This window comes from Rhodovulum sp. PH10 (assembly GCF_000293785.1).
Classification (GTDB): domain Bacteria; phylum Pseudomonadota; class Alphaproteobacteria; order Rhizobiales; family Xanthobacteraceae; genus Rhodoplanes.
In genome coordinates, this window is the sequence record NZ_AKZI01000020.1 from 15,641 (window position 1) to 29,087 (window position 13,447).

Sequence of the window (13,447 nt, forward strand, 5' to 3'; positions counted from 1 at the left end):
CACGGAATGTCAACCGCCCTTGACGTAGAGGGCGGTGGGTGGTGCGATGAAACTTCTACAACACAGGGGCCGAGCGCCTCTTGCGCAGCGCGCAACGACGACGGGACCGACCCCTCGGTGTCACCTTTTCGCATCGCGCCGCTCCTTGCGCGTGCCACTGTGGAAGGCAGCCTAGGATGCTTCCGATGCAGTGTCAACAATTCTGTACGTAAACTAAACTTGACTGTCCCGTCGCGCGAGCTTTAACTTGTGGAGAGGGCGTAGCCATGGCCGAAGCGAGACCCCGAGTAGCGGCACGGGAATGGTGGGGCGGGACGGGCCGACGCTTCGGCGACGGACCGAGCGGGGATGTCGGCGGATACGCCGCGCCGCTGGATCGCACGATCGAGATGCAGGTTCTCCCGCGCCTGGTGCTCGCCCATGCGGGCTGCACCTGCGAGGCGGAGGACGCGGTGGAGGACGGCGCCGGCAGCGACGAGGTGGCGACGCTCACCGCGCGGGTGGTGGCGGGCGACGACACCGGGGCGCTCGCCTACGTCGAGTCGCTGCTCGCGCACGGCATGCCGGCCGAGCGGATCTTCCTCGACGTGCTGGGCGGCACGGCGCGGCGGCTGGGGGATCTGTGGAACAGCGACGCCTGCACCTTTCCGGAGGTCACGCTCGGCCTGTGGCGCCTCCACCGGGTGCTGCGCGCATTGAGCGCGGCGTTCGAGTGCGAGGTCGAGCACCAGCAGGAGCCGCTGCCGGTGCTGCTGGTCCCGGTGCCGGGCGAGCAGCACACCTTCGGCCTGTCGGTGGCGGCGGAGTTCTTCCGCCGGGCCGGCTGGGTGGTGTGGGACGCGCCGGTGCCGACCCGGAGCGACCTCGTCGCGATGGTGCGGGACGAGTGGTTCGCCGTGGTCGGCCTCTCGGCGAGCTGCGAGTGCCGGCTGGAGGCGCTGGCCTCGTGCATTTCGCTGGTGCGGCGGGAATCGTGCAACCGCTCCATCGGCATATTGGTCGGCGGCCGCGTCTTCGCCGAGCACCCGGAATACGTCTCCCGGGTCGGTGCCGACGTCGCCGCGCTCGATGCCCGGCAGGCGCCGGTGCAGGCGCAACATCTGGTGGCCGCGTTGGCGCATCGGACCTGACACGCCGCATCGCGGCGACCAGGAACCGACTGCCGGACGCGGCATGGCAAAGGGATCTGGTCGCACGTGAACGCTTTCAGAGCGCCTAAGGAGTCGCTGGGAGAGCTCGACGTCGAGGCGGCCGCGACCCTGGTCGCCGCCGCCGCCGATCTGGCGCTGGTCGTCACCGGCGAGGGCGTCATCCGGGACATGGCCTGCACGCCGGAGCTTCTGGTGGCTCTGGAGGGTCAGGGCGCATGGCTCGGCCAGCCCTGGTCCGACACCGTCACCGCCGAGAGCCGCCCCAAGGTCGAGGCCCTGCTGCGCGAGGCCTCCACCGACGAGTCGTCGCCCCGCCGGCAGATCAACCACCCGACCGCCCGCGGCACCGACCTGCCCGTGCTCTACGCCACCCTCAAGGTCGGCAAGCTCGGCCGGCTGGTCGCGGTCGGCCGCGACCTGCGGCCGATGGCGGAGCTGCAGCAGCGCCTGGTCGAGGCGCAGCAGTCGATGGAGCGCGACTACACGCGGCTCCGCCACGCCGAGACGCGCTATCGCCTGCTCTTCCAGATGTCGCCGGAGCCGGTGCTGATCGTCGATTCCGCCTCGCAGCGGGTGATCGAGGCGAACCCGGCGGCGACCCAGATGTTCGGCGAAACCGGCCGGCGGATCGTCGGACGGCCGCTGCTCGAGGCGTTCGACGCCGACAAGGTGCCGGTGGTGCAGGCGCTGCTCGCCGGCGTCCGCTCGGCCGGCCGGGCCGACAGCGCCCGCGCGCGGCTCGCCGACGCCGGGCGCGACGTGTTCGTCTCCGCCTCGCTGTTCCGCCAGGAGAGCGCCTCGCTCTTTCTGGTGCGTCTGTCGCCGGCCGACGGCGAGACCGTTCCGGCCGGGCTGGAGGGCCGGGCCAAGGTGCTGCGCTTCTTCGAGCACGCCCCCGACGGCCTGGTCGTCACCGACCGCGACGGCCGGGTGCTGGCCGCCAACCCCGCCTTCCTCGACCTCGCCCAGCTCACCAGCGAGGAGCAGGCCCGCGGCGAATCGCTCGAGCGCTGGCTCGGCCGCTCCGGCGTCGACCTCAACGTGATGATCGCCAATCTGCGGCAGATCGGCACGGTGCGGCTGTTCGCCACCACGCTGCGCGGCGAGCTCGGCGCCCAGGCCGACGTCGAGATCTCGGCCGCCGCCGTCACCGGCGGGCCGGAGCCGTTCTACGGCTTCACCGTGCGCAATGTCGGCCGCAGGCTGCCGACCGACGCGCGGGCGGGGCGCGAGCTGCCGCGCTCGGTCGACCAGCTCACCGAGCTGGTCGGGCGGGTGTCGCTCAAGGAGCTGGTGCGCGAGGCGACCGACGTGGTCGAGCGGCTGTGCATCGAGGCCGCGCTCGAGCTCACCGGCAACAACCGCGCCTCGGCCGCCGAGATGCTCGGCCTCAGCCGGCAGAGCCTCTACGTCAAGCTGCGCCGCTACGGGCTCGCCGATTCGCCCGATCCCGGCGAGGCCGAGACATGAGCGCGAAGGTCCCGGCGGTCGATCGAAACGTGTGAGACGAGCGAGCCCTGAAGCATGAGCGTTCCCCCTGCCGCCGCGACCACGACGCCGAGACTGCCCGCCCCCTCGGCGGTGCTCGAGGTCCTGCATCCGATCACCTGGTTCCCGCCGATGTGGGCGTTCGCCTGCGGCATCGTCTCGTCCGGCGTGCCGCTCGCCGAGCGCTGGGGGGTGGTGATCGTCGGCATCGTGCTGTGCGGGCCGCTGCTGGTCGCCACCAGCCAGGTGGTCAACGACTGGTTCGACCGCCATGTCGACGCCATCAACGAGCCGGACCGGCCGATCCCGTCCGGCCGCATCCCCGGCCGCTGGGGGCTCTATCTCTCCGTCCTCTGGACGCTGGTGTCGCTCCTGGTGGCGAGCACGCTCGGCGCCTGGGTGCTCGGGGCGGCCGCGGTCGGGCTGGTGCTCGCCTGGATGTACTCTGCCCCGCCGTTCCGGCTGAAGCAGAACGGCTGGCTCGGCAACGCCGCCTGCGCCGTCACCTACGAGGGGTTCGCCTGGTTCACCGGCGCGGCGGTGATGCTGGCCGGGCTGCCGCCGTGGTGGATCGTCGCGCTCGCGCTCCTCTATTCGGCCGGCGCGCACGGCATCATGACGCTCAACGACTTCAAGTCGATCGAGGGCGACATCCGCACCGGGGTCGGCTCGCTGCCGGTCAAGCTCGGCGTCGACCGGGCCGCGCAGGTCGCCTGCGCGGTGATGGCGGCGCCGCAGCTCGTCGTCATCGCGCTGCATCTTTCCTGGGGCCGGCCGATCGCCGCCGGCGTGGTCGGCCTCGTGCTCGCCGCCCAGGCCGCGCTGATGGTGCGGTTCCTGAAGAGCCCGGTCGAGAAGGCGACCTGGTTCAGCGGCCTCGGCGTCACCCTCTATGTTCTCGGCATGATGGCGAGCGCGGTCGCGGTCGCCTCCTTCGTCGCCCCGCTCGCCGGAGCGGCGGCATGAGCACGAGCCCCGGAGCCGGCCCGGCGCCGCTCGGCCTCGCCGGCATCATCCGGCTCGGGCTGGTGCAGACCGCGCTCGGCGCCATCGTCGTGCTGACCACCTCGACCCTCAACCGGGTGATGGTGGTGGAGTTCGCGCTGCCGGCCGTGCTGCCGGGCGCGCTGGTCGGCATCCATTACGCCGTGCAGATTCTGCGCCCGCGCTGGGGGTATGGCTCCGACACCGGCGGCCGGCTGACGCCGTGGATCGTCGGTGGCATGGGCATTTTGGCGCTGTCCGGGGCGGCCGCGGCGGCCGGCACCGCGCTGGTCGGCACCAGCCCGATCGCCGGGGTGGCGATCGCGATGCTCGCCTTTCTCGGCATCGGCGTCGGGGTCGGCGCCGCCGGCACCTCGCTCCTGGTGCTGCTCGCCAAGCGCGTCCATCCCGACCGCCGGGCGGCGGCCGCCACCATCGTCTGGGTGATGATGATCGGCGGCTTCATCGTCACCGCCGGCGCCGCCGGCCAGCTGCTCGACCCGTTCTCGCCGGCCCGCCTCGTCACCGTCGCGAGCGTCGTCTCGGTCATCGCCTTCTCGCTGACGCTGGTCGCGGTGTGGGGCGTCGAAGGCCCGGCCGTTCCGAAGCGAAACCCGGTCTCCACCAGCGCCGGCGCGCCGGAGGCGACCTTTCGCGAGGCGCTCGCCCAAGTCTGGGCGGAGCCCGAGGCGCGCCACTTCGCGGTGTTCGTGTTCGTCTCGATGCTCGCTTATTCGGCGCAGGACCTCATCCTCGAGCCGTTCGCCGGCACGGTGTTCGGCTTCACGCCGGGCGAATCGACCAAGCTCGCCGGCGTGCAGCATACGGGCGTGCTGATCGGCATGACGGTGGTCGGCATCGCCGGCTCGGGGCGGCTCGGCAAGCGGCTCGGCTCGATGCGCGGCTGGGCGATCGGCGGCTGCCTCGCCTCGGCGGTGGCGCTGACCACCCTCGCGCTCGGCTCGCTGCACGGGCCGGGCTGGCCGCTGCGCGCCTGCGTGATGGCGCTCGGCGTCACCAACGGCGCCTACGCGGTCGCCGCGATCGGCTCGATGATGGGCCTCGCGAGCCGCGGCCGCGAGAGCCGCGAAGGCGTCCGCATGGGCTTGTGGGGTGCCGCGCAGGCGATCGCCTTCGGCCTCGGCGGCTTTGCCGGGACGCTCGCGAGCGACGTCGCCCGCGCCTTTCTCGGCTCGCCGGTCGACGCCTACGCCACCGTGTTCGCGCTCGAAGCTCTCCTGTTCGTCGCGTCGGCGCTGCTCGCCGCCCGCGTTCACCCGTCCCGCATCGAGGAAACCGCCATCGAGATGGCGCAGGGCGGCGCGAGCCTCGCGCCGGCCGAGGCTCGGAGGTGATCATGCCTGCACTCGAGACGTACGATACCGTGGTGGTGGGTGGAGGCCCGGCCGGCGCCACCGCAGCGACCGACCTCGCCCGCAAGGGCCGCAGCGTCCTGCTGCTGGACAAGGCGGGGCGGATCAAGCCGTGCGGCGGCGCGATCCCGCCGCGGGCAATCCGCGACTACGACATCCCCGACCACATGCTGGTGGCGAAGATCACCGGCGCCCGGATGATCGCCCCCTCGGCCCGGCAGGTCGAGATGCCGATCGACGGCGGCTATGTCAGCATGGTCGACCGCGGCCCGTTCGACGAGTGGCTGCGCAGCCGCGCCGAAGCGGCCGGCGCCACCCGCCGCAACGGCACCTTCGAGCGCATCGAGCGCGACGACGGCGGCATGGCGGTGGTCCATTATCGCCCGCGCACCGAGAAGAAGACCGACATGACGGTGTGCGTGCGGGCGCGCACCGTGATCGGCGCCGATGGCGCCTTGTCGATGGTCGGCCGGCAGGCGGTGCCCGGCGCCGACAAGGTGCCGCACGTCTTCGCCTATCACGAGATCGTCCGCGCGCCGGAGCCCGGCGCCGCCGACTTCATCGCCGACCGCTGCGACGTCTATTACCAGGGCCCGCTCTCGCCCGACTTCTACGCCTGGATCTTTCCCCACGGGCCGACGGTGAGCATCGGCACCGGCTCGATGAAGAAGGGCTTTGCGCTGCGCGAGGCGGTCGCCAACCTGCGCCGCACCACCGGGCTCGACCAGTGCGAGACGCTCCGCCACGAGGGCGCGCCGATCCCGCTGCATCCCCTGAAGCGCTGGGACAATGGCCGCGACGTGCTGCTCGCCGGCGACGCCGCGGGCGTGGTCGCCCCCGCTTCGGGCGAAGGCATCTACTATGCGCTCACCGGCGGCCGGCTCGCCGCCGACGCGATCGACGAAGTCTTGCGCACCGGCGATGCGAGAAACCTGGGGCTGGCCCGCAAGCAATTCATGAAGGCACACGGCCGGGTGTTCTTCATCCTTGGTCTGCTGCAGCGCTTCTGGTATCGCAACGATTGGACGCGCGAGCGTTTCGTCGCCATGTGCCGCGATCCCGACGTTCAGCGGCTCACCTGGCAGGCTTACATGAACAAGGAGCTGGTGCGGGCGAAGCCCGCCGCTCACGTCAAAATCTTTTTCAAGGACGTTGCTTCGCTGTGCGGACTCGCCTCACCTCGTTGACCCCTCGCCTGCCCGTCGAGCACCCGCGGTATCACCGCAGCTTCGGGTGGGCCCTGCTGTTCGCCGCCGTCGTCACCGCCGTGGTCGGCGGGATCGGCGGCGACCTCACGGTCCTCGGACCTTGGTACCAGGCGCTGCAAAAGCCCTGGTGGCAGCCGCCGGATTGGGCCTTCCCGATCGTCTGGTCGACGATCTTCGTCCTCTCGGTGTTCGCGATGGCGTTCGCCTGGCGGGACGTGGAAGGCCCGGTTCGCCGCGGCTGGGTGGTGTTCTTCTTCGTCGCCACGGGCGCGCTCAACATTCTGTGGAGCTATCTCTTCTTCGCGCTCCAGCGGCCCGACTACGCGCTGGTCGAGGTCGGCTTTCTCTGGTTGTGCGTGCTGTTGCTGGTGCTCCTGCCGTGGCGGGACTCCAAGACGGCGAGCCTGCTGTTCTTTCCGTATCTCGTGTGGGTGACGATCGCCTCGTACCTCACCTGGACGGTGGTGCAGCTCAACGGCCCGTTCGTCTGACGGAATGCCGATGTCCGACACCCTTTCCGCCTGGAGTGCCTCGCCCCGGATCGTCGACGTGGTCCTGGTGCTGGTGGTGATCGAGGCGGTGGGGCTCGCCGCTCTCCATCGGCTGACCGGCCGCGGCCCGTCGCTGCGGTCGGTCTGGGGCGGCCTTCTCTCCGGTGCCTTCCTGCTGCTCGCGGTGCGCGCCGCCCTCGCCGGGGCGGCGTGGCCGTGGATTCCCGCCTGCCTGATCGGCTCGCTCCTGGCGCATTTGGCCGATCTCGCCTCGCGGTGGAATGCCACCGACTATTCACCGGCAAGACCGAGAGGAGGTACGGCAACCGACAGACTCTGATCGATCGGTGGGAAATACAGTCTTCGACACGCCAAGATTGCGGCGCCGTCCAAAAATGCCGGACAGCTCTGTCGAGACGGCTATTGAACTTCCAGAACGTACGCAATAGTTCGGTTGACGGACGAGTTGGACAGGTCCAATTGACATTTACAGGATTCGAACCCAGATCGTTCTGATTCGCCCGTGGTGAGCGAACCCCCAGTGCCGCCGGGCTCCCGCTGAGATCATCGGTCATGGCGTTCATGACCAACGAGGGCAGCGTGCGGTCGCCTCCGTAGAGTGATTCGAGCGACCATGACGACTCTCAACATTGCGCAGCCGGACGTCACGCTGCTCCTCGACACCAACGGGGTGATCCGCGAGGTCACGCTGTCCGATGCCATTTTCGAGAAGGGCGTCGAGGCGTGGCTGGGCAAGCCGTGGGTGGAGACCGTCACCGGGCTCGGCGAGGACAAGGTCCGCCGGATGGTGCAGGACGCCCTGGAGACCGGGGTGTCGGCGTTCCGTCAGGTCACCCAGCGCTTCCCCAGCGGCCGCGAGCTGCCGATCGAGTACACCACCGTGCTGCTCGGCGGCCGGCCGGGCCTGCTCGCCATCGGCAAGAATTTGCAGGCCGTGGCCGAGCTGCAGTCGCGCCTGATCGCCGCCCAGCAGACCATGGAGCGCGACTATTGGAAGTTGCGCGATGTCGAGACGCGCTACCGTCTGTTGTTCCAGAGCTCCACCGAGGCGGTGCTGCTGCTGCGCGCCAGCAACCTGAAGATCGTCGAGGCGAACCCGGCCGCCGTGCACGCGCTCGGCGCGGCGGGCGAGCCGCCGGGCAGCGTCGCCGGCCGCGATTTCCTCGCCGACGTGCTGCCGGAGGAGCGCGACGTCCTCCAGGCGATGCTCGCCCGGGTGCGCGAGCAGGGCAAGGCGCCCGGCATCATCATGCATTTCGGCGAGGACCGGAAGGCCTGCCTGGTGCGCGCCTCGCTGATGACCTCCGACCCCGGCCCGATCTTCCTGATCCAGCTCGCCCCGGTCGGCTCGCCGCTGCCGCTGCCCGCCCAGCCCGACCGCCTGTCGGTCGAGGATTTGCTCGAGCGGATGCCGGACGGCTTCGTGGTGATCAACCAGGACGGCGTGATCCGCCGGGCCAACCAGGCATTTCTCGATCTCGTCGAGGTCGGCTCCAAGGGTGTCGTGGTGGGCGAGCGGCTCGGCCGCTGGCTGTGGCGGCCCGGCGCCGACCTCACGGTGCTGCTCGCCAACGTCCACCGCCAGCGCTTCGTGCGGCTGTTCTCCACCACCATTCACGGCGAGCTCGGCGCCAACACCGAGGTCGAGATCTCGGCCGCCGGCACCGGCGAGCCCGGCAATCCGCATGTCGGCGTGCTGCTGCGCGACGTCGCCCGCCGGCTGCCGCCGATCGAGGACGCCGACCGGCTGATCTCCGCCCTCGGCCCGCTCACCGAGCAGATCGGCAAGACCACGCTGCGCAAGCTGGTGCGCGACACGGTCGGCGTGGTGGAGCGGCATTACGTCCGCGCCGCGCTCGATCTCGCCGGCGGCAACCGCACGGCGGCGGCCGAATTGCTCGGCCTCAGCCGCCAGAGCCTCTACGCCAAGCTCAATCGCTACGATCTGGGAGACACGCCCCCCGCGGGCTCCTCCGGGAAAGGTTGATCGCCGCCATCGATTTCTTCGGCGGGTGCCGTCGCCGGGGCTGGACGAGCGGCCGATCCATCCGGTTCAATCCGTTCGTCGGGCACCGTGACCGCTGCGCGGTGCGGCCCCGTTTCATCCCCGCGACCCGCCGCGAAGGGTCGGAAACGACGTACGCTGACGAAACCGGAGCTAGACTTGGGAGAGCCACTCTCGAACCCGCCCTTCGGGCAGGCCGACCTCTCGAACTGTGAGCTGGAGCAGATTCACCTCGCCCAGTCGATTCAGCCGCACGGCGCGCTGATGATGGTGCGGGAAAGCGACGGCACGGTCGTGCAGGCGAGCACCAACGCGGCCGCGTTTCTCGGCCTCGCCGCACCGGTGCTCGGGCAAACGCTCGAGGCGATCTCGGCCGGCCTCGCCGAGGCGGTGCGGCCGCATCTCGGCGATCCGCTCGACACCATCCCGCGGGCGATCCGCTGCCGGATCGGCGGCCGGCTGTACGACGGCCTGCTGCATCGCCCGCCCGGCGAGGGCCTGATCGTCGAGCTGGAGCACGCCGGCGCCGCCGTGCCGCTCGCCGACCATCTCGCCAAGGCGCTGCAGGCGATCCTCGCCGCCCCCTCGGTGCGCGCCCTGTGCGACGAGGCGGCGCGCGTGTTCAAGACCGCGACCGGCTACGACCGGGTGATGATCTATCGCTTCGACGAGCAGGGCCACGGCCAGATTTTCTCCGAGCAGCGCGAGCCCGAGCTCGAGCCCTATCTCGGCAACTGGTATCCCGCCTCCGACATCCCGCAGATCGCCCGCCGGCTCTACGAGCGCAACCGCGTGCGGGTGCTGGTCGACGTCGCCTACGCGCCCGTGCTGCTGGTGCCGCGCTACTCGCCGATCACCGGCCGGGATCTCGACATGTCGCTGTGCGCGCTGCGCTCGATGTCGCCGATCCACATCCAGTACCTCAAGAACATGGGGGTGGGCGCGACGCTGGTCGCCTCGCTGATGGTCGGCGGCAAGCTGTGGGGGCTGGTCTCCTGCCACCATTACGTGCCGCGGGCGGTGTCGTTCGAGGTGCGCGCGGTGTGTGAGCTGCTCGCGGAAGCGGTCGCAACTCGCATCGCCGCGCTCGAAAGCTTCGTGCAGGCGCAGGCCGAGCTGTCGGTGCGCCGGCTCGAGCAGCGCATGATCGAGGCGATCGCCCGCGAGGGCGACTGGCGGATGGCGCTGTTCGACAACTCGCAGGCGCTCCTGGTGCCGGTCGGGGCGACCGGCGCGGCGCTCCTTTACGAGGGCCAGATCCTCACCACCGGCGACGTGCCCGGCACCCCCGACCTGCGCGAGGTCGGCGCATGGCTGGACGCCAAGCCGCGCGAACCCTTGGTCGCGACCGCTGCGCTCGGCAGCGAGGCGCCCGAGCTCGCCCGGCTCGCGCCGGTCGCCGCCGGGCTGCTCGCCGCCCCGGTGTCGAACACGCCGGGGGAGTGGCTGATCTGGTTCCGCCCCGAGCGGGTGCGCACCGTCACCTGGGGCGGCGATCCGCTGAAGCCCGTCGAGATCGGCGACAGCCCGACCCAGCTCTCGCCGCGCCGCTCGTTCGCGAAGTGGCATCAGCTGGTCGAGGGCACCTGCGATTCCTGGTCGGCCGCCGACCTCACCGCCGCGCGGCTGATCAGCGACACGGTGACCGACGTCGTGCTGCAGTTCCGCGCGGTCAGCGTGCTGATCGCCCAGCACCAGCTCGACACCGTGCGCAGCCAGGTGGTGATCTCCGACCAGCCGGCGATCATCGCCGATGCCGACGGCCGCATCCTGCTGTGCAACCCGGCGTTCGACCGGCTGCTGCCGAACGTGCGCAACGATCTCGCCCGCCTCGACGACCTCGCGCCGCTGTTCGCCAATCTCGCGGAGATGCGCCAGCGGCTGCGCGACCTCACGCTGCAGCACCGCACCTGGCGCGGCGAGGTGCGGCTCGCGGTCGGCGACGGCGATGCGAAGCAGCTTTTGGTGCGCGCCGATCCGGTCTTCTCCTCGCCCGGAAAAGTGCTCGGCTTCGTGCTGCTGTTCATGGACATGACCGAGCGCAAGGCGGCCGAGGCGGCACGCAGCCGCTTCCAGGAGGGCGTGATCGACCGCAACCTGCTCGCCTCGGTGCGGCTCGATCCCAAGGCCGACCACCTCTATCGCACGCTGCTCTCGCCGGTGGTCGAGAACGCCCAGCTCGCCGCGCTCGAGATCACCGACGGGCTCGACACCGCCCGCATGGCCGAGATGCTGGCGAGCGTGCAGGCCTCGGTTCAGCGCGCGGCCGAGGTGTTGGCGCATCTCGCCTCGCATTCGATCCGCGCCGAGACCCAGCCGCACGACCCGCGAGCGCAAGATGCGCACCCGAACGACGCGCGGGTAGACGAACCCTCCGACGATCCGGTGGCGCCACCGCATCCGATCCGCCCGCGCGACGTGAACTGATCACGCCGACGCCGGTGTCGCGACGCCCCGACGATCGCCGTGTCGTGACGGCCTGTCGCGACGGTCTGTCGGAACCGGCGGCCTTGCGATACAGTCGCGCCATTGCCGGGCCGACATTGGAGGATATCGTGCGTGGTTCGTTGCTGATCGGATTGTCCCTGGCCGTGCTGCTGCCCGCCGCAGCGGGCGCTCAGACCCCGATGACCCTGACCATCAAGCGGCTCGCCGTCGACGTCGCGGCGCCGTTCGCGACGCCCGAGGCGGCGTCGAAGATCGAGGCGGCGGGCGGCGCCGACTCGCTGACGAGCGGCGCGAAGTTCGGCGTCTCGGCGACCCCCGCGGAGGGCAAGCCGCGCATCGCCTTCGAGCTCGCGACGATCTCCGGCTGGCCGCAGGCAAAGATCGGCGAGGCGCCGAAATGCACCGCGGTCGCCGGCGAGACCTTGTGCCTCGCCACCCCGGTGGTTTCCACCCGCACCACCACCCTGACGGTTCACGGCGAGCTGGCGCTGCCGGCCGAGCCGAGCGGCCCGACCCGCGCGGGCTTGCGCGAATGCATGCTCGGCATCGACGACGGCTTGCTGATCGGCGCGATCCGCCTGCCGAACGCCTCGCTGCCGGCGATCAAGGCCGCGGTCGAGGCCTGCCTCGCGGCCAAGAAGATCGATCTCACCGAGCAGCCGAAGCCGGGCCTGTTCGCAAAGATCTTCCGCTGGGGATCGGCCGAGGACGAGCCTACGCCGAAGCCGGACGTCGCGGTCGGCCTCTATGCCACCGCCGGCGACGAGCCCTGGACGGAGTGAGCCCGGCGGGAGTGATCCCGGAGGGAGCGAGCCGCGACCGATCGATCCCGGCGGCGGGAAACGACGACCTCGTCTGGAGCGGCCGCGACGCGGCCATCTCCGGGGACGAGGTCGAACACCTTCACCGTCGGCACGTCGGCAGCATCTCGTCCCGATCGGCAGCGGGTGGCGCATTCGCCGCCCGCTTTCTTTTTTTCGCGCGTCGGGAGGCTTCGGGGCCGCCGAGCGGGCGCCGAAGAGAATGGCCGAAGAAGAAAACAGCCGGAGAGAACGATCAACCGCCGGCGGCGGCTGGCGAGGGCTCGCCCGAGCCGCTGGCGATCGCGTCGTGCACCGCCCAGAACAGCGCGATGTTGAGGCGGAACGCGCGCATCGCCTCGGACAGGATCACGTCGCAGCGCTCGGTCTCGAAGGCGGCGCGGTCGAGCGCATCGCGGTAGCGGCCCTTGTACGAATCGAGCGAGACGATGGTGGCGAACTCGTAGAGCGAGCGCGCCTCGCTGCCGAGGCCGAGGGTTTGCGCCAGCACCCGGCCGACCACCTGCCCCCCCGAGAGGTCGCCGAGATAGCGCGTGTAGGCGTGGCCGATCAGCCCGACGCCGTCGCCCTCGGCCGCCGCCTCGACCGCGGCCGCGTAGTGCGCGCCGGCCGGCAGCAGCGGCACCCTTTCGGCGAAATCCGAACCGCACAGGCTGACGAGATCCTGGGCGATGGCGTTCGCCCGGTAAACCTCGGGCCGCGCCATCAACTGCACCGCGGGGTCGTGGCGATGCCGCTCGAGCCCGCGCTCCAGCGCGTCGTAGACGGGATGGAGGTTGCGCAGCAGCAGCGCATAGGCTTCGCGGGTGGCGCGGCCGCGCACAATGTCGCTGATCACGCCGGAACGCTCGGCCCGGCGATGCAGCGGCGCGGTCAGGTCGCGCAGCGCGTTCGACAGGCCGACCCGCCGGATCTCCTCGGGTGACGGAACCCCGCTGTCGACCTCGGTGCCGGCCGCGCGGTCGGACCGCTCGTCGCGGGCGCGCTCGGCCTCGCTGCGCGTGTCGCGGGTCGCCTGTTCGCCGCGGCGCCTCTCGGCATCGGCGCGCTGGTTCTCGTCGCTCATCGGGCCCTCCGGCATCACCGGATCAAACGCCGAACCCGTGCCGAAATCAACGCACCGCGCCGCAGGGCCGCCGTGCGGCCGGTTTCTTGGTTCCTATACGAGCGTTACGACGACACCACTACCGTAGGACGGTTCGGCCCGCGCCCCGGCATCCGCGCAGCGGCACCCGCGCGAGGTTGTCGGCGCGACGTTGCCCGCGGGCGCCTCGACCCGCGCCGCGTGTCTCCGGACATCCGCGGGGATTTCTGCGAACAGCGAATAGCGAGTGGCGAATAGCGAATACCGAGTGGCGAATAGCGAATAGCGAATAGCGAGCAGCAAGTGGCGAGTGGCGAGTGGCGAGTGGCGAGTGGGAATAGCGAACCTCGACGACCGCCGCGCCAGCCGGTCC

The 13,447-nt window shown here is 70.9% G+C and carries 11 protein-coding genes; 10 read left to right on the plus strand and 1 reads right to left on the minus strand.

What is annotated here, in order from left to right; translation table 11 throughout:
- Nucleotides 1-389 precede the first annotated feature (389 nt).
- The 10 genes from A33M_RS04335 to A33M_RS04380 all read left to right on the plus strand — a co-directional run bounded on the left by A33M_RS04335 (nt 390) and on the right by A33M_RS04380 (nt 11,951).
- On the plus strand, nt 390-1,130 hold the full coding sequence (locus tag A33M_RS04335; protein ID WP_008383925.1) for a cobalamin B12-binding domain-containing protein: 741 nt from the start codon (nt 390-392) through the stop codon (nt 1,128-1,130).
- Between the two features lie 66 nt (nt 1,131-1,196).
- A complete protein-coding gene (ppsR, locus tag A33M_RS04340; RefSeq protein WP_008383926.1) occupies nt 1,197-2,621 on the plus strand; it encodes a transcriptional regulator PpsR in 1,425 nt (474 codons plus the stop codon).
- 54 nt (nt 2,622-2,675) lie between these two features.
- Nucleotides 2,676-3,605 (plus strand): chlorophyll synthase ChlG, encoded by a 930-nt coding sequence (gene chlG, locus A33M_RS04345; RefSeq protein WP_008383928.1) that lies wholly within the window; start codon nt 2,676-2,678, stop codon nt 3,603-3,605.
- A complete protein-coding gene (locus A33M_RS04350) occupies nt 3,602-4,978 on the plus strand; it encodes a BCD family MFS transporter (protein ID WP_008383931.1) in 1,377 nt (458 codons plus the stop codon). Before chlG ends, A33M_RS04350 begins: the two co-directional genes overlap by 4 nt.
- Before the next feature lie 2 nt (nt 4,979-4,980).
- Nucleotides 4,981-6,183, plus strand: coding sequence for a geranylgeranyl diphosphate reductase (locus A33M_RS04355; RefSeq protein ID WP_040619271.1), 1,203 nt, complete (start codon nt 4,981-4,983; stop codon nt 6,181-6,183).
- On the plus strand, nt 6,180-6,695 hold the full coding sequence (locus A33M_RS04360) for a TspO/MBR family protein (RefSeq protein ID WP_202801790.1): 516 nt from the start codon (nt 6,180-6,182) through the stop codon (nt 6,693-6,695). The genes A33M_RS04355 and A33M_RS04360 overlap by 4 nt, the downstream gene beginning before the upstream one ends.
- A 10-nt stretch (nt 6,696-6,705) precedes the next feature.
- Nucleotides 6,706-7,035 carry a hypothetical protein gene (locus A33M_RS04365; protein ID WP_008383944.1) on the plus strand — a complete coding sequence of 110 codons (330 nt, stop codon included), beginning with the start codon at nt 6,706-6,708 and terminating at the stop codon, nt 7,033-7,035.
- Between the two features lie 294 nt (nt 7,036-7,329).
- The gene (gene ppsR / locus A33M_RS04370) at nt 7,330-8,703 is read left to right on the plus strand and encodes a transcriptional regulator PpsR (RefSeq protein WP_008383947.1); all 1,374 of its coding nucleotides are present in this window, start codon (nt 7,330-7,332) and stop codon (nt 8,701-8,703) included.
- A gap of 177 nt (nt 8,704-8,880) precedes the next feature.
- Nucleotides 8,881-11,148 carry a GAF domain-containing protein gene (locus A33M_RS04375; RefSeq protein WP_008383949.1) on the plus strand — a complete coding sequence of 756 codons (2,268 nt, stop codon included), beginning with the start codon at nt 8,881-8,883 and terminating at the stop codon, nt 11,146-11,148.
- A 128-nt stretch (nt 11,149-11,276) separates the two neighbouring features.
- Complete coding sequence (locus A33M_RS04380) at nt 11,277-11,951, plus strand: hypothetical protein (RefSeq protein WP_157223321.1); 675 nt, start codon at nt 11,277-11,279, stop codon at nt 11,949-11,951.
- A 274-nt stretch (nt 11,952-12,225) separates the two neighbouring features.
- Here the strand turns inward: A33M_RS04380 and A33M_RS04385 are convergent, their stop codons facing one another.
- Nucleotides 12,226-13,056 carry a biliverdin-producing heme oxygenase gene (locus A33M_RS04385; RefSeq protein WP_008383953.1) on the minus strand — a complete coding sequence of 277 codons (831 nt, stop codon included), beginning with the start codon at nt 13,054-13,056 and terminating at the stop codon, nt 12,226-12,228.
- Nucleotides 13,057-13,447 lie beyond the last annotated feature (391 nt).